The sequence below is a fragment of the Allobosea sp. RIT-PG3_2 genome, assembly GCF_057321085.1.
On record NZ_JBXWCA010000001.1, the window covers coordinates 934914 to 951530 of the forward strand.

Here is a 16617-nt window from a genome sequence, read left to right on the forward strand (position 1 = left end):
AATGATCATCGGCACGGCCGGCCATATCGACCATGGCAAGACCTCGCTGGTCAGGCGGCTGACCGGCGTCGATACCGACCGACTGAAGGAAGAGAAGGCACGCGGCATCAGCATCGCGCTGGGCTTCGCCTATTGGCCGCAAGCCGACGGGTCCGTCATTGGGTTCATCGACGTGCCCGGCCATGAGAAGTTCGTGCATACGATGCTGGCGGGAGCCTCCGGCATCGACCTCCTGCTCCTCGTCGTCGCGGCCGATGATGGGGTGATGCCGCAGACGCGCGAGCATGTCGCCATCGCCCGGCTGCTCGGCATCGGACAGGCCGTGGTGGCGCTGACCAAGGCGGATCTGGCCGATGCGGAGAGGCTGGCCGAGGTCGAGACGGAGATCGCTGGCCTGCTGGCCGATACGCCCTTTGCCGGGGCGCCAATCCTGCCCGTCTCGACGGTGAACGGGGCGGGCTTGCCGGAACTGTCCGCACTCCTTGCTGCCAATGCGCGCGAAACCCAGGCCCGGCGCAACGACGGCGCCTTCCGCCTCGCCGTCGACCGCTGCTTCACCTTGCAAGGCACCGGCACGGTCGTGACCGGCACGGTGCTCTCCGGCAACGTCGCGTCCGGCGACGGCGTCATCATCTCGCCGACCGGAATTCCCGCCCGGATACGCTCGATCCATGCCCAGAACCGCCCTGCCGAACGCGGCCAGGCCGGCGATCGCTGCGCGCTGAACCTCGCGGGACCGGGTATCACCAAGGATGCCATCCGGCATGGCGACATGGTCGTGGCGCCGCCTCTGCATATGCCGGCGATGCGGATAGACGCCGAGGTGACTGTCCTGGCGTCGGAGACGAAGCCGCTGACGATGTGGCAGCCTGTCCGCCTGCATCATGCCGCGACGGAGGTGGGCGCGCGCCTCGTGCTTCTCGGCGACGAGATCGCACCCGGTACGACCGCACTCGCCCAGCTCGTCCTTGACGATCCTCTGGCCGCGGCAGCACTCGATCGCTTCGTGCTGCGCGACACCAGCGCCCAGCGCACGATCGGGGGTGGGCGCTTCCTCGATCTGCGTGCGCCGGAGCGCCGGCGCCGCGCGCCCGAACGGGTTGCGCAATTGGCCGCGCTCTGCCTTGCCGATCCTACCGACGCGCTGAACGCGCTGCTGCGGGTGCCGCCTCATCATGCCGATTTCGACGGCTTCGTGCGCGACCGTGCGCTCGGCGCGGAGGCCGTGCATGAGCTGACCACGCGCCTCGGCCTCGTCAGGACCGGCGCATTGGCGATGCTGCCGGAGCATTGGCAGGCGCTGGCGCAAGCCACCGTCGACCGGCTGGACGCCTGGCATGGCGAGCATCCCGACCTGCCGGGCATGGGGCTGGAGCGCCTGCGCCTCGCCGTCGCTCCGCGTCTGCCGGCGCCTCTCTTCCGAACCGTTCTGGCGCGGCTGGCAGAGGACGGCGCGGTCGTTGCCGCCGGCTCATGGATGCGCCGGCCCGGCCACGAGGTTCGGCTTTCGCCGGAGGACGAGGTGCTCTGGGCCCGGATCGCACCGCTGATCGACGGAGAGGAGCGTTTCCGGCCGCCGCGTGTGCGCGATATCGGCCAGACGCTGGGCCGCCATGAAGAGGATATCCGCCGGCTGTTCCGGCTCGCCGGGCGGCGCGGGGATGTCCACGAAGTCGCGCTCGACCATTTCTTCCTGCGCGCGACGCTCGCCGAGATGATCGGAATCGCGACCGGGCTTGCCGGCGACCATCCCGCCGGCTTCAATGCGGCGCAATTCCGCGACAAGCTCGACAACGGCCGAAAGGTCGCTATCCAGATTCTCGAATTCTTCGATCGCCACGGCCTCACCATCCGTCGCGGCGATCTCAGGCGCATCAACCGGCAAAGGCTCGACCTGTTCGGGCCGCAGCCGGCGATGCCCGATGGAGGAGAAGCGTCCCCGGTGGGGCGTCCGGACTTCAAATCCGGGAGGGGCCGTCAGACGGTCTCTGGTGGGTTCGACTCCCATTCTCTTCCGCCAGTTCACTGAGGCAGAATGACGGACGCGGACGCCCCTGCCCTCGACCTGATCGCGCGCTTCGAGCGTGCCGCGGAAGCGGCGCGGCACACCGAGGACGGCTATCGCAAGGAAGCTGCGACGCGGATCGCCGCGCTGGCGCATGACCGCAGCGGTGCCTTCCGGCGGCTCAATCTGGTCCGCAGCGCGGTCGCAGCCATCGCGGATGCCGAAGACCCCGAAAAAGCGGTAGCGCGCGCTCGCTTCATCGTGGCGCAATCGCTCGGCTGGGAGGAGATCGGCCCTCCACAGGAGCGCGTGCTGGACCGGCTTGTGCCCTTCCTCGAAGCCTTGCGGGCCGGGATGGCCGATGGGGATGCCCTACGCGCTGATGACGCAGAACACGCGCTGCGCAGCTTCGAGGAGTGGTACCGCACCGAAACCGGCAGCGATTTCTACGCCCTGTTCGATCGCTACATGCCAGAGACGCCGCGTGTCGACTTCTAGAGGGCTCGGGACCGACTTCGACCGCTGGCTCGGGAAGCTCTTTCGCAAGGGGCCTTTCACCGCGCTGATCGTGCTGGTGAAGATCGCCGATCCCAGGGTCGAACCGCTGCGCTCGACCTTCGTCCACATCGTCGGCGACGAGATCGACTGGGGCGATATCGTCATGATGCTGCGGGGCGCGGGCGTGAACTGGGATGGCGCTGCGTTCTTCCCGACGCGCGACGACAATGGCGGACTGGTGCCCGACGAGATCGCCCGCGCCCGGCTGCGCGAGCTCGAGGGCGCCTTGCGCGAGGACCGGCTGGTCCTCAACAAGGGCGCTTTCTTCGATGTCTGGGGGCGGAACCTGGAGGTTCAGGAGGCTTGAGCAGTTCCCGCCGTCATGGAGAATTGCGTCATGCTCGGGCTTGCCCCGAGCCTCTCATGACACGGAGGCTCCTGCTCCTCTTCCGACGAGAGCTTCTCAGGTCGCCGGGGAGCGGCGCCCGAGAGTGACGGCGGGGCTTTTCAGACCACCACCACCCGACCCGGTCCTGCCTCGACCGAACCGATGATCCCCGCCGCCGGATAGCCGGCGCTCTTGACCTGCGCCAGCAGATCCGACGCCCGCTCCGCCTTGCAGGAGACCAGCAGCCCGCCCGAGGTCTGTGGATCGGTCAGCAGATGGCGTTGCCAGTCGGGCAGCTCGGCCGGCAGCGCGACGCCCTCGCCATAGCTCGCCCAGTTGCGGTGGGAGGCTCCGGTAACCCGCCCTTCCTGCGCCAATCGCTCGGCCTGCGACAGGAACGGCAGATCGGCGAGATTCAGCTTCAGCGTCGCGCCCGAGCCGCGCGCCATCTCCAGCCCATGGCCGAGGATGCCGAAACCGGTGACGTCGGTGATGGCGTGGACGTCGTCGTCCTTCGCGAGTTCGGCACCGATGCGGTTGAGCAGCGTCACCGATGCCAGCATCTCGTCATAGGCGGCCGGAGAAAGCTGCTCCTTCTTGAACGCAGCCGAATAGATGCCGACGCCGAGCGCCTTGGTCAGGATCAGCGCATCGCCGGGCTTGGCTCCGCTGTTGCGGCGCAAATTCCGCGGCTTCACCAAGCCGATCACGGCGAGGCCGTAGATCGGCTCGGGCGCATCGATCGAATGGCCGCCGGCGACCGGGATGCCGGCCTCGGCGCAGATCAAGGCGCCGCCCTTCAGGATTTCGCGGGTCGTCTCGATCGGAAGCTTGTCGAGCGGCATGCCGAGGATCGCCAGCGCCATGATCGGCTTGCCGCCCATGGCGTAGACGTCCGAAATCGCATTGGTCGCGGCGATGCGGCCGAAATCATGGGGATCGTCGACCATCGGCATGAAGAAGTCGGTTGTCGCGACGACGCAGGTCTCGTCGTCGACCTGCCAGACAGCGGCGTCGTCGCCGGTCTCGGTGCCGACGAGCAGTTGCTTGTAAGGCCCTGCGGCCGGATGCTCGGCCAGAAGCTGCTGCAGCACGGAAGGCGCCAGCTTGCAGCCGCAGCCGCCGCCATGCGCCAGGCTGGTCAGCCTCGGAGCGGCCGTCCGTTCTGGCGCCTCGCGCTCGATCATTTCACTCATCATCGGTCTCCGGGGCAAAGCCGGCCGGACACGGCGCGTGTCCGGCCGAGGCGTTTCAGGCGGTGATCTCGGCCGCCTTGATCGTGTATTTGAAGGTGTCGGGATCAAGGCAATCGAGCAGGGCGCCCGCTACCTCCGCCTGCGGATACATCAGGAAGCCGACCTTGTGCTTCGAGCCCGGCAGTTCGAGGTCATGCGCCATGTTGTAGCCGAGCCAGTTGCCCTCCCAGGCGCCGAACAGGACGCCGCGCGCCGCCACCACCTTCGGATTGTCGATCGCGTTGTTGCCGGGCGGCTCCTCAAGCACGACCTTGCGGACATCGGCCGGATCGGTAGCGACCCAGCCAAGGCCTTCGAGCCAGACCTCGGCGCGGCAATGCCGCGCCTTGGTGATGACCTCCGAGCCGGCGCCCAGGCTCTTGTAGCCGAACTGCGAGGGCGCGACGCGAATGCCGTAGATGTCCCGCGCCGGAATGCCGGCTGCGCGCACCAGCGCGACATAGAGCGCGTTCAGATCGGCGCATTTGCCGCCGAGATTGCCGGTGCGCAGCATCGAGGCGACATCGCCCGTGCCGCAACCGCGCGTCTTCGCGTCGCGGAACGTGTTCTCGACGACCCATTGGTAGATCGCGCGCGCCTTCTCAACATCGCTCGCCTTGCCAGCGCTCGCCTTGTCGGCAGTTTCCTTGACGATGCCGTCGGTCGGCATCAGCTCGGTCGCCCCCAGATAGAGCTTGCGATCCGCCGGGCTCAGCACGGCCTTCTGGCCCGCGGCGAAGTCCTCCGCGCGATCACGCAGCGAGAAGCGGCTCCTGACCTCGACGGAGGGAGCTGCCTCACCTTCCTTGAAGACGACATGCAGCATCGGAGCGCCGTACTTCGGATCGCGCACAACCTCCGCAGAACCTGCATTGCTCTGCCAATCGTTGCGACCGGGCTTGATCCATTCGGCCTCGGCGACGGAAGGCAGCGGAATCCAGGCCTGCGTCTTCCCCTGCCCTGCGAGATCGAGCCGCGTCACCACCTCGAAATCGCGCCATTTGCCGTGCTTGGGGGCGAAGGGGACCGCCTGCGCGAAGCCCTCGCGCGGCAGCAGAAGCGCCGTCCCCGCGGCGGCACCGGTCCTGAGCATGTCGCGTCGGCTGATCATCATGGGCTCCCTCCCCTGTTGTCGTTGGTGGTCATTGCGTTTGGCTTCGCAGCGCCAAGGCCCCCAGCGCTGCCAGCACCTTCGGGCTGGTCCAGTCGAGCGGTTCAGCGGTCATCAGTGCGGGCCGCTGCTCACGATCGAGCACGAAGCTCGTCGGCAACCCTTCCACTTGCCAGCGCTTCATCACCGCCCGGTCGCGGTCAAGCAGGATCGGGAAGCGCACGGGGCGGTCGCGGAAGAAGTTGCGCACACGCGCGTCGACCTCGCCGACATTGACGGCGAGGATCGTCAACGATCCATCGGCGCGTGCCGCCAGCGCATCGAGCGAGGCCATCTCCTCGATGCAGGGCGCGCACCATGTCGCGAAGAAATGGACGATGACCGGGCGGCTCCGAAAATCGGCGAGATCGCGCAGCGGACCGTCGAGCTGGTCGAGCGCAAGCGGCGGCGGGACCTGTGCAGGCCACGCGGTGAGATTACCGGCGAGGAGGTCGGTGGCCGCCAGACATGTCGCCAAGACCGAGAGCGCTCCGGCAAGGAAGCGCCTTCGCTGGAGACCGCATCGGTGAGCGCCCCGACACGCGGGAGCTGCGACGGCAAGCACACGCCATCCTTTCCCGCGCTGGCGATGGCGTCAACCGGTTCTTTGGCAGGGTGCAAGCGCCCTGCGGCGCAGTTTTACGCGCCTGGGGCTTGTGGTGTGGAAACCGAAATCTGGCTGCTTTCGCGTGGCCTTGCCCGCAGTTCGAAGCAGGGTCATTGTTCGCCATGATGAAGTTCCTGCTCATCATCGGAATCGCCGTGAGCTGCGGTCTGGCGATCTGGCTGGCACTGGAGGGAAACGCCGTCATGGCGCTCCCGCTGGTCATCGTCGTGGCTGCCCTGATCCGAACGCTCGTTCGCCTCATCAACGGCAAGTATTTCCGGCCAGCAGAGACGCCGATAGCGCAGGATTCCGAGGATTGATGGGCGGCGTGCCGGAACGGCTTCCGGTCTCACGAGGCGTTTCAGGCAATCTCGATATCTCTCGTAGAGAACTGGCTAACCAAACGTCAGGCTTCGCGCTGATCCCCGCTGTCTTCGGTGCTATTTTCGATCTGGCCGACATAACGATCTCCTCAACGGGGGGCACCATGGCTGAGCGGGTGAAGGAGCTGCTGGCGCGCGACGTCGAGACCCTGCGCGCGGATTTGCTCAAGGCGGGGGTTCTCACCGCGAAGGCCTTGCAGGAAAGCGCCGAGAGCCATGTGGCGCATCTGAATGCGGTCTTGCGCGAAACGCAGGCTCTGCAGGACGCATCGTTCTCGGTCGTGAATCGTGTCATCGCCTTCGCCAAACTCCTGTACGCTCAGGCTGCGATCATCGAATCGGAACAAGCCCGGCGCGACGCACTGGCAGCGGTCGATGGCCTGGCGGCGGTGATCGACCATGCCGAATGGCGGGAAGAGAGCTGGCTCCCGGTTTGAGCGTGCCGCTGTCCCGTCCTTCCAGCACAATCCGACCGGTTTCCGCTCCGTCCGAACACGGACTGTAGAAAGCCGGCTGAAGTGACTGGACAGCCCTGACGACAGCCTCTATATCGCCCCAACCAACACGGACGGCGCTTCGCGCTCCCGGGGCGCCCAGGTAGCTCAGTTGGTAGAGCATGCGACTGAAAATCGCAGTGTCGGTGGTTCGATTCCGCCCCTGGGCACCATTTCTTTTCCTAAGCGTCTAGATCGCCGTCTCTCTTTGGCTGATGCGGCCCGTATTCCGAACGGTCTGTCGGAGAGGGAGCAACGCCTTCTCCCAGAGACGTGCCCCCTCTCCGCCGGCGCTGGCGCCAGTCTCACCTTCGAGCGCCATGTTGGCTGGCGCATTCCAAAGACGAGCGATTACGCTCCTAGAGGGCGCCGGGACGCTCGGCGGTTACGGCTGGATTAAATCGGCGTCAGGCTCGTGGACTATCGCACCAGGGCCATCGGCAGCACGACGGCCGCAAAGATGGCGGCGACGATTGCCGTCCTCGTCCAGATTGCGAGGACACGACTGCTCGGCAGCATGTGGGCCTCCCTGCATTTCTTGTTCGTGGGAGGACACCAGCACAGGATGGATACTGCGGCAACCAGGGTTTCGATGTCGAATTCTTACCCTGACCCGGCTCGGCCGAGCCTGCCCGAAAGCGACGGGCGCCGCGTCGATCCGTTCGGAAAAAGCCGCTCGCCAGGGCGAGATCCAAAGATCCCGCGACCCGTCATCCACTGATCGCCGCGGAAGCCGTGCGGGCCTATCGTCGGCCTGGTCCGGCGTCTGTCGCGCCAGAACCCTAGCCCAAGCGCCTGTCGAGCATGTCGTCGATCCGCTCGACGATTCCTTGATGCTCCACCAGCAGTTGCTGAAGCGGCCCCAGCGGCCTGAAGGCGGCCAGGTCCTGCTGCTCCTCGCCCTCGGTGCGCCAGGCCTCGATCGCGGCGCCTGCCGCAGCGAGGGCCTCTTCGGACGGGCCGCCTTCGGAGGAAGCGCCGGCCTCTTCGGCGATACGGGTCGCGATCTGCCGGCGAAGCCGCTGCTCATGGGCGACGACGGCGTCGAGCTCATCGGTGTAGGCCATGCCCGAGGCCGCTCAGTGCACCGTCGCGAGGTCGTCGTCATCGGGGTCGATCAGCTTCGCCAGGCCGAGCTGCTCGACGCCGTCCGTGAACTCCGCGAAAGCCTCGGCATCCGTGGCGAAACTGTCCTGCCAGACCGTCGAGCCGCCGTCTTCGTCGACGAGCTCGAGCGTCCAGCCATCGGTGCCACCGATCCTGTAGATCTCGACCTGAACGGTCACGCCATCGTCGGTGAAGCTCTGCGACAGGGGCGAACGAATGATGTCAGGAAAATCAGTCATTCCCGCAGCCTAGCAAATCGAAGTCTGGCTTGCAGCAAGGGATCGCACCCGTCGCTCAGTCGTCGCTATCGCGTGGCGCCGGCGTTTCCTCGGCTTCCTCGACCGGCTCGCCCGGAATCACATAGCTGCCCTTCAGCCAGCGGCCGAGGTCGATGTCGGCGCAGCGCTTCGAGCAGAACGGCCGATAAAGGGCGAGCGCGGGCTTGCCGCAGATCGGACAAGGCTTCGCAGCCGGCACAGGCGTGTCGGTTTCAGTCATATTTGAGCGTGATGCCTCCATCGACGATGAGCTCGATGCCGGTGACATAGCGCGCTTCGTCGCTGGCAAGGAAGAGGGCGGCGTTGGCCACGTCCCAGGCCTCGCCCATGTGCCCCATCGGCACCTGCGCCGCGCGCGCCGCCCACATCGCCTCGACATCCCCGTCGCCATAGGCCTGCGCGAGGCCGGCCGAATGCTCGACCATCGGGGTCTTCATCAGCCCAGGCAGAATCGCGTTCACGCGGACCATCTGCGGCGCGAATTGCGCCGCGGTCGTGCGGGTCAGCTGGTTCAGCGCCGCCTTGGTCGCCGAATAGCTGGCATAGGGCACGCCGGTGTGGCGGATCGAGGCGATCGACGAGATGTTGATGATCGAGCCGCCCTCGCCCGTCTCCTCGAACTGGCGCTGCATCACCGGGATGACGTGCTTCATGGCCAGGAAGGCGCCGGTGAGGTTGACCTTGAAGACCCGGTCCCAGACCTCCTCCGGCAGATCGACGACGCTACCGACCTCGGCGATGCCGACATTGTTGTCGAGGATGTCGATGCGGCCGTAGCGGCCGAGCGCGCGGCCGACGAGATCGGCCACCTGATCGGCTCTGGTGACGTCGGCCTGGACGGCAAAAGCCTGCCCGCCTTCATTCTGGATGATGGCGGCGGTTTCCTCGGCGGCGTCGCGGTTGATGTCGGCGCAGATCACCTTCGCGCCCTCGCGGGCGAAGATCGTGGCGGTCGCCTTGCCATTGCCCCAGCCCGGGCCGATCGACCCCGCCCCGGCCACGATCGCGACCTTGCCTCTCAGACGTCCGGTCATTGCGTGTCATCCTCCGTCGCGCGCCTTGTCAGCCCGGCGCTTTGCCCCGTGAGGATCGGGCGTCGATCGCGAACAGGCAACCCCTGCCCTGCGATCAGGCTGCGTTCATCCAGCCGAAGCGGATCGGGAAGCCCTCGCCGCCGAGCAGATTGACCGTCTCGTAGAGCGGCAGGCCGACGACGCCGGTGTAGGAGCCCACCAGCTTGATCACGAAGGAGCCGGCGATGCCCTGGACGGCGTAGCCGCCGGCCTTGCCGCGCCACTCGCCCGAAGCGAGGTAGTTCTCGATATCCTCGGTGGAGAGGCGCTTGAAACGCAGCCGCGTCTCGACGATCCGATCCCGGATCGCGCCCGACGGCGTCACCAGCGCCACGCCGGTGTAGACGCGGTGCGCCCGGCCCGAGAGCAGGCGCAGGCAGGCGGCAGCTTCGTCGACGATCTCGGCCTTGGGCAGGATGCGCCGGCCGACGGCGACCACCGTATCGGCGGCGACGATGTAGCAACCCTCGAGATCGGCCCGCGCCTTGGCGCCCTCGCGCGCAGCTTCCGCCTTCTCGCGGGCCAGGCGGCGGGCGAGATCGCGAGGCCGCTCGCCCTTGTGCGGCGTCTCGTCGAGATCGGCCGGCAGCAGCGCATCCGGCTTCAGTCCCGCTTGCTCGAGCAAGGCGAGACGGCGCGGCGAAGCCGAGGCGAGCACCAGCATCGGCCGCCAGCCGGGATGTTTGGGAGAGGAGAACAGGCTCAAAAGGCTTCCCGACGCATTTCAGACGCCGAGACGACCGGCGCGGCATCAGCCTTAGAACATTTCGACGGCGCGATAAATCGGCAACCGAAACGCGTAAGATGCATGTCAGCCGCTTCTGCAATCGCTGGTTCTGCGCGTGGTGTATAAAAGCTGGGCGGGAGAACTGGTATACCACGGGTTGCCAAGCCCGCCTGCGGGCGGCAGACTCCATCCCCCTCGGCGTCAAGCCGTTCATGACTGTGTTTCCGGAGTTCGCCCATGCCGAGTTCGCGCAAGCCATCGCGCTCCGCCGTCGCGGCTGGAGCGGATGCACAGGTGCTTGCCGCGCGTGTGATGGCCATGCAGGCGGAAGCCGGTATCACCATCGCCATGCGGATGCCGATCCTGCTGAAGGGCGCCTTCGGCGACAGCCGCGGCCAGCACGAGGCGACGAACGCCGTCATGGAGAAGCTCTCGGCCATGGTCGAGAGCAGCCTCGCCGCAACGCAGGCCGCCACGGCCTTCTGGTGGGGGCTTGCCCTCAACCCGCCCGGTCAGTTCGACATGGCTGCGGCAGCGGTCCGGGCTGCAGACAGCACGCTCGAACCCTTCGCACGACGTACCCGCGCCAATGCCGCCAGGCTCAGCGGCAGCCGCCGCTAGCCCAATCGGGCGCGGCGACTTCTCGACGGAAGCGCTTCAGACCGTATCTTGCGGTGCAGGCTCGGCGGCCCCGGCAGCCGGCGCCGGCAGGCTGTGCTCGCGCTCGAGCTTGCGATAGCGCGCAACGCTCAACGGGATGAGTGCGAGATAGGCCACGACCACGAGGGACAGCACCTCGAAGGGATAGGCGAAGAGCAGCCCCGCCACGATCACCACGGCCACGAAGATCGGCAGGACCCGGTCGCGCGGGACCCGGGTGCCCAGCGTCTTGCCGGCATAGCAGGGGATGCGCGAGATCGTCAGGAAGGCGATGAACAGGATGTAGATGCCGACGAAGGGCGCGCCATAGTCCTGAACCGGCACGCCGATCGCCTGCAGATAGACCGGCAGCATCGCCGTGATCGCACCCGCGGGCGCCGGCATCCCGACGAAGAAGTTCTTCTGCCAGTCCGGCCGGTCCGGGTCGTCGATCATGACGTTGAAGCGCGCGAGCCTGAGCGCCATGGCGCAGGCGAGCGTCAGCACGATGATCCAGCCGAACGACTTCAGATCGTGCAGGACGAAGATCCACAGCACATAGCCGGTGGCGACGCCGAAATTGACGAAATCGGAGAGCGAATCGAGCTCGGCGCCGAAGCGCGAGGTGCCCTTGAGCATGCGCGCCAGACGGCCGTCGACGCCGTCCAGGGCCGCAGCGATCAGGATGCAGATCGTCGCGGTCTCGAGCTTGCCTTCGACCACGAGGCGCATCGCCGTGAGCCCGAGGCAGAGCGCCAGCAGCGTGACGACATTCGGCGCCAGCAGCCGGAACGGGATCGGCTTGAAGCGGGCGCGCCTGGACTCGACGCGCTCGGGTTCGAAGGGGGGAAACAGATCGCTCATGCGAGCCGAAATACGCGGTTTCGCGAGCGGGCGCTAGCGCGGGGCAAAGCGATGGGGCACGCCGTCCCCACCCTGCCTCTCAGATATCGCGGAAGCTGCGCGCGACCGGCTCGTTGCCGCTCATGTCGGCCAGCACCGTCTCACCTGCGATCGCGGTCTGGCCTTCGCCGACCAGCGGCACGACATGCGCCGGCAGATAGACGTCGACGCGCGAGCCGAAGCGGATGAGGCCGAAGCGCTCGCCGGTCGCAAGCGTGTCGCCCTGCTTGACGAACGGGACGATGCGGCGAGCGATCAGGCCGGCGATCTGCACGACGCCGACGATGCCTGAGGAGGTCTCGATCGCCAGCGCGTTGCGCTCGTTGTCGTCACTCGCCTTGTCGAGCTCGGCATTGAGGAACAGGCCCGGCGTATAGGCGATCTTGGCGATACGGCCCGGAACCGGCGCGCGGTTCACATGGCAGTCGAAGACATTCATGAAGATCGAGACGCGGGTCATCGGCTCGGCCGGCAATTCGAGCTCCGGCGGCGGCAGGGCCGAGGCGATCTGGCTGATCCGGCCATCGGCCGGGGAGATCACGAGACCTTCGCGCTGGGGCGTGACCCGGACGGGGTCGCGGAAGAAATAGCAGATCCAGACCGTTATGATCGCGCCGATCCAGCCGAAGGGCGACCAGAGATTGGCGAGCACGATGGTCGCGACCAGCCCGATGGCGATGAAGACATAGCCCTCCTTGTGGATGGGCACGATCACCTTGCGGACGGAATCGACGAGGGACATGAGGCGGGTTTCCGTTAGGCTGTCGGCGCGCCGGGCGCACATCAATGGCATTGCCGCAGCGGCGGTGCCGGCCGCGGCGTTGCGCTGATTTAGGGCGTTCCGGCCCTCAGGGAAAGCCCGGAAACTGCGACATCGCGACAGATGCACCGTTCAAAAGGCGCAAAAGCCGGAACCGTCCCAGCCCGCACCCGTTCACCAGCCAGGGAAAGCCATCCAGACAGGAGCGAGCCATGGCGAAGGCAACGGCCAAAACCGGGACGACCAAACGGGTTGCAGCAGCCGTCCAGCAACAGCGGCGAATCCAGAAGCAGGTCGCGCAGGCCGAACGCGCGCGGCCGAAGCAAAAGACCGAGGCGATGCAGGCCGGCGCCCGCGCCTATCCCGTTCCGCCGTTCAGGAAACAGCATCAGGCCAAGCCGGGCAGCGAAGCGCAGCTCGACCCGGCGCCGATGTACGACGCCCCGTTCTACAAGGGCTCGGGCAAGCTCGAAGGCCAGGTCGCGCTCATCACCGGTGGCGACTCGGGTATCGGGCGCGCTGTCGCCGTGCTGTTCGCGCGCGAGGGTGCGGATGTCGCGATCCTGCATCTCGACGAGACGCTGGATGCCGCCGCGACGGTCGAAGCTATCGTTTCAGAGGGGCGCAAGGCGATCGCGATCAAGGGCGACGTACGTGATCCCGCCTTCTGCCGAAAGGCGACCAAGGAGGTGGTCAAGCGATTGGGCAAGCTCGACATCCTCGTCAACAACGCGGCTTTCCAGGTTCATGCCGCCAATTTCGAAGATCTCACGGAAGAGCATTTCGACACGACGCTGAAGACCAATCTCTATGGCTACTTCCACATGGCCAAGGCCGCGGTGGAGCACCTGCCGCATGGCGGCGCGATCGTGAACACGGGTTCCGTCACCGGGCTCGACGGCAGCAAGGACCTGATCGACTACGCCACGACAAAGGGCGGCATCCATGCCTTCACGCGTTCGCTTGCGGCGCATCTGGTAGCGCGTGGCATCAGGGTCAATGCGGTGGCGCCCGGGCCGGTATGGAGCCCGCTCAACCCCTCGGACAAGACGGCCGAGGACGTCGCCCAGTTCGGCGCCAAGGTCCCGATGAAGCGGCCGGCCCAGCCGGAGGAGATCGCTCCGGCCTATGTCTTCCTCGCCTCGCGCCAGTGCTCCAGCTACATCACCGGCGAGGTGCTGCCGATCATCGGCGGGTACTGAACTGCCGGACAGCCGTGGTTCGCGCTAGGCGAGCCTCGGCATCTGGACAAACCGCACGGCCGCCTTCCAGGTGACGAAGCCGAACACGAACAGCACGAAGCTCTCGGCGATGGCGAAGGGCGGCTCGGACTGGGTCGGCGCCAGCGCCCGCAGCGCAGGAATCTTGGCGAACATCTGCGCCACCAGCACGAAGACCAGCAGGTAGAAGGTCAGCATCGCCGTGATCGCGTAGGTCCGGCGCCAGGGCCCTTCCAGCCTGCGCCCATACAGCGCGAAGCCGGCGATCGCGACGAGCACGAGCGAGATCGCGCCGACGATGTGGGACGGCAGGATGCCGTTGAACGGAAAGCCGAAACCGGTCGCGCTGGTCGCGAAGGCGGTGGACAGGAACACGCCGGTCCAGCCCGGCCGCGTATGCCCCTGCAACAGCCCGGCCGCGACCGGGAATCCGGCGACGATGGCGATCAGGCTGAGCCAGGTATGAAAACCTACAAATGTCGTCGGATCGAACACAGTCGCCTTCCCCCGATGGCTTGGTCTGCCGGCGGAGCATGCAGGAAAGGCGATGAAGTTGCGAGAGGTTTTAAACTAGCCGGGAGGCCGCCGCGCCGCTTTCGAACGCAGCCGCTGTGATGCTCAGGACGTCAGGCTCACCCTGACGCTTTCGCCCTCGGCCTCGTTGGCACGCTGGAGCGTGGCCTTGGCCTCGTCGACCTCACGCTGGCGGTTCCACATGGCCGCATAGACGCCGTCCGCCGCGAGCAGGTCGCGATGGTTGCCGCGCTCGACGATGATGCCCTTGTCGAGCACGATGATCTCGTCGGCATTGACCACCGTGGAGAGCCGGTGCGCGATGACGAGCGTGGTGCGGCCTTCGCTGACGCGGTCGAGCGCGTCCTGGATCTCCTTCTCGGTGAAGGAATCCAGCGCCGAGGTCGCCTCGTCGAGGACGAGGACCGGCGGGCCCTTCAGGATGGTGCGGGCGATGGCGACGCGCTGCTTCTCGCCGCCCGAAAGCTTCAGGCCGCGCTCGCCGACCGAGGTGGCGTAGCCTTCCGGCAACAGACGGATGAAGCGGTCGATCTGGGCGAGCCGCGCAGCTTCCGCGACCTCTTCCATCGTCGCCTCGGGGCGACCGTAGAGGATGTTGTATTCGATGGTGTCGTTGAACAGCACCGTATCCTGCGGGACCATGCCGATGGCGGCGCGCAGGCTGACCTGCTGAATATCCACGATCGGCTGGCCGTCAATCAGGATGCGGCCCTCCTGAGGCTCGTAGAACCGGAACAGCAGCCGCGAGATCGTCGACTTGCCGGCGCCGGACGGGCCGACGATGGCGACCGTCTGCCCCGGCAGGACCTTGAACGAGACGCCGCGCAGGATCGGCCGCTCCGGTACATAGGCGAAGTGGACATCCTCGAACGCGACCTCTCCGGCCCGTACATCCAGGGGCAACGCGCCGGGCTTGTCCTGGATCTCGGGGTCGCGGCCGATCAGCGAGAACATCTGGGCGATGTCGAGCGTCGCCTGCTTGATCTCGCGATAGACGGTGCCCATGAAATTCAGCGGCAGGTAGAGCTGAATCAGCATCGAGTTGATCAGGATGAGATCGCCGACCGTGTTCGTGCCGGCCTGGAAGCCGCGCACCGCCATCACCATCGAGAGCGTCAGCCCCACGGCGAAGATCGCGGCCTGGCCGAAATTCAGCCAGGCAAGCGAGGTGTAGGACTTGATCGAGTTGCGCTCGTAGCGCGCCATCGACTGATCGTAGCGCGCGGTCTCGCGGGCTTCCGCGCCGAAATACTTCACGGTCTCGTAGTTGAGCAGCGAGTCGATCGCCTTGGCGTTCGCGTCCGTGTCCGACTCGTTCATCGCCGAGCGGATGGCGATGCGCCATTCGGTCGCCTTGATGGTGTAGGTCATGTAGGCCGTGACCATCGTGACCAGAACGACGACGTAGCGCCAGTCGAATAGATAAAGCAGCACGGCGATGATCAGCACGACCTCGATGATCACCGGCACGAGCTGGTTGAGGCCGAGGCGCACCATCTCCTCGATGCCGTTGCGGCCGCGCTCCAGCACGCGGGTCAGGCCGCCGGTCTTGCGCTCCAAGTGGAAGCGCAGCGAGAGATGGTGGAGATGGCCGAAGGTCTGCAGCGCGAGCGTCCGCACCGCATGCATGAACACGGGCGCAAAGATGGCGTCGCGCAGTTGCACGAAGGCGGCCGAGCCGACGCGGGCGAGGCCGTAGAGGACCGTCAGCGCCAGCGGCGCGCCGACCAGCCAGGGCAGCCAGCTCTCCAGATTCGAATAGGTGCCGGCCAGGGCGTCGGTTACCCATTTGAAGCTGAACGGCACCCCCATCAGCACCAGGCGGCCCGCCACCATCAGGGCGAAGGCGGCAACGACGCGACCGCGCAGATCGGCGCGTTCCGCCGGCCAGAGATAGGGCCAGAGCGCGCGGAAGGTGGCGAAGAAGCCGGAACCCGGTTGGAGGATCGCGGAACGGGAGAAGCTCGGCGCCGGAGGCGGCGCTGACGGCAGGGACATTTTCAAACGATTCCAGTTGGTGCGCTCATATAGGCGCAATCGGACGCCAATGCATGGGGGAACGCGGTGCCATCTGCGCGCCCTTGCCCGAAAGCCGCCTTGCTCTCGCCGAAAGCCCGGTGTCTGATCCGGCTCAGAGCGCAAGGACGCTCACGACCGGGGACAGAAACAACCATGAGAGATCAGCATCTTATCGCCATGGGGCTCGGCGCCGCCGCCGCTCTCGTTCTGGCCACGCTGCCCGCCGCCGCGCAGGCCGGCAAGCCGCATGCGCAGGTCACCATCACCAATCAGCGCACCGTGCCGCTGACGAGTTTCGAGATCGCCACCGCCGGCGAGCAACCCCGTCTCGTCGCCAAGCTCGCCAAGCCGCTGGCGCCCGGCAAGAGCGTCGCGCTCAAGCTCAACAAGCCGCAGGGCTGTGCCTATACGGTGCAGGGGAAATTCGACGACGAGGCTGCCAGCGACGCCGACATGGATCTGTGCCGGGACCGCGTCATCCGCCTGACGGAGTGAGGCGACGAGCGCGTCATTCTCGGGCGGAGCGAAGCGCAGACCCGAGAGTGACGGGACGAAGAGGTAGGAGCCTTCTTCCGCAAGAGATGCCCGGGGCAAGCC

At 66.6% G+C, this 16617-nt stretch carries 19 protein-coding genes, 2 tRNA genes and 1 pseudogene; 10 read left to right on the forward strand and 12 right to left on the reverse strand.

Features of this window, described 5'->3' with window-relative positions; genetic code table 11:
* Window position 1: 1 nt before the first annotated feature.
* The 4 genes and pseudogenes from selB to AC2FAN_RS04210 all read left to right on the forward strand — a co-directional run.
* Window positions 2-1819 (forward strand): annotated as a pseudogene (selB, locus tag AC2FAN_RS04195) (selenocysteine-specific translation elongation factor); the annotation flags it as partial.
* Window positions 1820-1924: 105 nt separating this feature from the next.
* A tRNA-Sec gene (locus AC2FAN_RS04200) sits at window positions 1925-2020 on the forward strand.
* 15 nt (window positions 2021-2035) lie between these two features.
* A complete protein-coding gene (locus AC2FAN_RS04205; protein ID WP_485172816.1) occupies window positions 2036-2503 on the forward strand; it encodes a hypothetical protein in 468 nt (155 codons plus the stop codon).
* Window positions 2490-2870 carry a hypothetical protein gene (locus AC2FAN_RS04210; protein ID WP_485172817.1) on the forward strand — a complete coding sequence of 127 codons (381 nt, stop codon included), beginning with the start codon at window positions 2490-2492 and terminating at the stop codon, window positions 2868-2870. The genes AC2FAN_RS04205 and AC2FAN_RS04210 overlap by 14 nt, the downstream gene beginning before the upstream one ends.
* Before the next feature lie 140 nt (window positions 2871-3010).
* Here AC2FAN_RS04210 and selD read toward each other — a convergent pair whose 3' ends face one another.
* Genes selD through AC2FAN_RS04225 form a run of 3 tightly spaced genes read right to left on the reverse strand, consistent with a single transcriptional unit; the run spans window position 3011 to window position 5754 of the window.
* Entirely contained in the window at window positions 3011-4087 is a 1077-nt protein-coding gene (gene selD, locus AC2FAN_RS04215; protein WP_485172818.1) for a selenide, water dikinase SelD, read from the reverse strand.
* A 55-nt stretch (window positions 4088-4142) separates the two neighbouring features.
* A complete protein-coding gene (locus AC2FAN_RS04220; protein ID WP_485173053.1) occupies window positions 4143-5237 on the reverse strand; it encodes a transglutaminase-like domain-containing protein in 1095 nt (364 codons plus the stop codon).
* Between the two features lie 31 nt (window positions 5238-5268).
* On the reverse strand, window positions 5269-5754 hold the full coding sequence (locus AC2FAN_RS04225; RefSeq protein WP_485172819.1) for a TlpA disulfide reductase family protein: 486 nt from the start codon (window positions 5752-5754) through the stop codon (window positions 5269-5271).
* A gap of 251 nt (window positions 5755-6005) precedes the next feature.
* Between AC2FAN_RS04225 and AC2FAN_RS04230 the strand changes: the two genes are divergently transcribed.
* From AC2FAN_RS04230 to AC2FAN_RS04240, 3 genes are all read left to right on the forward strand, one after another.
* Window positions 6006-6203 carry a hypothetical protein gene (locus tag AC2FAN_RS04230; RefSeq protein WP_485172820.1) on the forward strand — a complete coding sequence of 66 codons (198 nt, stop codon included), beginning with the start codon at window positions 6006-6008 and terminating at the stop codon, window positions 6201-6203.
* A complete protein-coding gene (locus tag AC2FAN_RS04235; RefSeq protein WP_485172821.1) occupies window positions 6203-6703 on the forward strand; it encodes a hypothetical protein in 501 nt (166 codons plus the stop codon). The genes AC2FAN_RS04230 and AC2FAN_RS04235 overlap by 1 nt, the downstream gene beginning before the upstream one ends.
* A gap of 154 nt (window positions 6704-6857) precedes the next feature.
* Window positions 6858-6933 (forward strand) — tRNA-Phe (locus AC2FAN_RS04240).
* 609 nt (window positions 6934-7542) lie between these two features.
* Here AC2FAN_RS04240 and AC2FAN_RS04245 read toward each other — a convergent pair.
* From AC2FAN_RS04245 to AC2FAN_RS04265, 5 genes are all read right to left on the reverse strand, one after another.
* The gene (locus tag AC2FAN_RS04245) at window positions 7543-7827 is read right to left on the reverse strand and encodes a hypothetical protein (protein WP_485172822.1); all 285 of its coding nucleotides are present in this window, start codon (window positions 7825-7827) and stop codon (window positions 7543-7545) included.
* A gap of 12 nt (window positions 7828-7839) precedes the next feature.
* A complete protein-coding gene (locus tag AC2FAN_RS04250; protein WP_265052650.1) occupies window positions 7840-8106 on the reverse strand; it encodes a hypothetical protein in 267 nt (88 codons plus the stop codon).
* Window positions 8107-8161: 55 nt separating this feature from the next.
* A complete protein-coding gene (gene yacG / locus AC2FAN_RS04255; RefSeq protein WP_485172823.1) occupies window positions 8162-8365 on the reverse strand; it encodes a DNA gyrase inhibitor YacG in 204 nt (67 codons plus the stop codon).
* Window positions 8358-9179 carry an SDR family NAD(P)-dependent oxidoreductase gene (locus AC2FAN_RS04260; RefSeq protein WP_265052648.1) on the reverse strand — a complete coding sequence of 274 codons (822 nt, stop codon included), beginning with the start codon at window positions 9177-9179 and terminating at the stop codon, window positions 8358-8360. The genes yacG and AC2FAN_RS04260 overlap by 8 nt, the downstream gene beginning before the upstream one ends.
* 94 nt (window positions 9180-9273) lie before the next feature.
* Entirely contained in the window at window positions 9274-9882 is a 609-nt protein-coding gene (locus AC2FAN_RS04265; RefSeq protein ID WP_265055056.1) for a Maf-like protein, read from the reverse strand.
* A gap of 300 nt (window positions 9883-10182) precedes the next feature.
* Between AC2FAN_RS04265 and AC2FAN_RS04270 the strand changes: the two genes are divergently transcribed.
* Window positions 10183-10566, forward strand: a complete 384-nt coding sequence (locus tag AC2FAN_RS04270) for a hypothetical protein (RefSeq protein WP_265052647.1) — start codon at window positions 10183-10185, stop codon at window positions 10564-10566.
* A 36-nt stretch (window positions 10567-10602) separates the two neighbouring features.
* Here AC2FAN_RS04270 and AC2FAN_RS04275 read toward each other — a convergent pair whose 3' ends face one another.
* The gene (locus AC2FAN_RS04275; protein WP_485172824.1) at window positions 10603-11448 is read right to left on the reverse strand and encodes a CDP-alcohol phosphatidyltransferase family protein; all 846 of its coding nucleotides are present in this window, start codon (window positions 11446-11448) and stop codon (window positions 10603-10605) included.
* 79 nt (window positions 11449-11527) lie between these two features.
* Window positions 11528-12271 carry a phosphatidylserine decarboxylase gene (locus AC2FAN_RS04280; RefSeq protein ID WP_265052645.1) on the reverse strand — a complete coding sequence of 248 codons (744 nt, stop codon included), beginning with the start codon at window positions 12269-12271 and terminating at the stop codon, window positions 11528-11530.
* Between the two features lie 188 nt (window positions 12272-12459).
* On the opposite strand from AC2FAN_RS04280, the gene AC2FAN_RS04285 reads away from it, so the two are divergent.
* Window positions 12460-13449, forward strand: a complete 990-nt coding sequence (locus tag AC2FAN_RS04285; protein WP_485172825.1) for an SDR family oxidoreductase — start codon at window positions 12460-12462, stop codon at window positions 13447-13449.
* Between the two features lie 24 nt (window positions 13450-13473).
* Here the strand turns inward: AC2FAN_RS04285 and AC2FAN_RS04290 are convergent, their stop codons facing one another.
* Together AC2FAN_RS04290 and AC2FAN_RS04295 are read right to left on the reverse strand one after the other, a co-directional pair.
* Window positions 13474-13962, reverse strand: coding sequence for a hypothetical protein (locus AC2FAN_RS04290; protein ID WP_265052643.1), 489 nt, complete (start codon window positions 13960-13962; stop codon window positions 13474-13476).
* Between the two features lie 123 nt (window positions 13963-14085).
* Window positions 14086-15999 (reverse strand): ABCB family ABC transporter ATP-binding protein/permease, encoded by a 1914-nt coding sequence (locus AC2FAN_RS04295; RefSeq protein ID WP_485172826.1) that lies wholly within the window; start codon window positions 15997-15999, stop codon window positions 14086-14088.
* A gap of 174 nt (window positions 16000-16173) precedes the next feature.
* On the opposite strand from AC2FAN_RS04295, the gene AC2FAN_RS04300 reads away from it, so the two are divergent.
* On the forward strand, window positions 16174-16515 hold the full coding sequence (locus AC2FAN_RS04300) for a hypothetical protein (RefSeq protein WP_265052641.1): 342 nt from the start codon (window positions 16174-16176) through the stop codon (window positions 16513-16515).
* Window positions 16516-16617 lie beyond the last annotated feature (102 nt).

Excerpts from the sequence above, each read along its gene's own strand:
- AC2FAN_RS04205 (WP_485172816.1), top strand. The coding sequence starts at position 2,036 with ATGACGGACGCGGACGCCCCTGCCCTCGACCTGATCGCGCGCTTCGAG.
- selD (WP_485172818.1), bottom strand. The coding sequence starts at position 4,087 with ATGAGTGAAATGATCGAGCGCGAGGCGCCAGAACGGACGGCCGCTCCG.
- AC2FAN_RS04220 (WP_485173053.1), bottom strand. The coding sequence starts at position 5,237 with ATGATCAGCCGACGCGACATGCTCAGGACCGGTGCCGCCGCGGGGACG.
- AC2FAN_RS04230 (WP_485172820.1), top strand. The coding sequence starts at position 6,006 with ATGATGAAGTTCCTGCTCATCATCGGAATCGCCGTGAGCTGCGGTCTG.
- AC2FAN_RS04235 (WP_485172821.1), top strand. The coding sequence starts at position 6,203 with ATGGGCGGCGTGCCGGAACGGCTTCCGGTCTCACGAGGCGTTTCAGGC.
- AC2FAN_RS04245 (WP_485172822.1), bottom strand. The coding sequence starts at position 7,827 with ATGGCCTACACCGATGAGCTCGACGCCGTCGTCGCCCATGAGCAGCGG.
- AC2FAN_RS04250 (WP_265052650.1), bottom strand. The coding sequence starts at position 8,106 with ATGACTGATTTTCCTGACATCATTCGTTCGCCCCTGTCGCAGAGCTTC.
- yacG (WP_485172823.1), bottom strand. The coding sequence starts at position 8,365 with ATGACTGAAACCGACACGCCTGTGCCGGCTGCGAAGCCTTGTCCGATC.
- AC2FAN_RS04260 (WP_265052648.1), bottom strand. The coding sequence starts at position 9,179 with ATGACCGGACGTCTGAGAGGCAAGGTCGCGATCGTGGCCGGGGCGGGG.
- AC2FAN_RS04265 (WP_265055056.1), bottom strand. The coding sequence starts at position 9,882 with ATGCTGGTGCTCGCCTCGGCTTCGCCGCGCCGTCTCGCCTTGCTCGAG.
- AC2FAN_RS04270 (WP_265052647.1), top strand. The coding sequence starts at position 10,183 with ATGCCGAGTTCGCGCAAGCCATCGCGCTCCGCCGTCGCGGCTGGAGCG.
- AC2FAN_RS04275 (WP_485172824.1), bottom strand. The coding sequence starts at position 11,448 with ATGAGCGATCTGTTTCCCCCCTTCGAACCCGAGCGCGTCGAGTCCAGG.
- AC2FAN_RS04280 (WP_265052645.1), bottom strand. The coding sequence starts at position 12,271 with ATGTGCGCCCGGCGCGCCGACAGCCTAACGGAAACCCGCCTCATGTCC.
- AC2FAN_RS04285 (WP_485172825.1), top strand. The coding sequence starts at position 12,460 with ATGGCGAAGGCAACGGCCAAAACCGGGACGACCAAACGGGTTGCAGCA.
- AC2FAN_RS04295 (WP_485172826.1), bottom strand. The coding sequence starts at position 15,999 with ATGTCCCTGCCGTCAGCGCCGCCTCCGGCGCCGAGCTTCTCCCGTTCC.
- AC2FAN_RS04300 (WP_265052641.1), top strand. The coding sequence starts at position 16,174 with ATGAGAGATCAGCATCTTATCGCCATGGGGCTCGGCGCCGCCGCCGCT.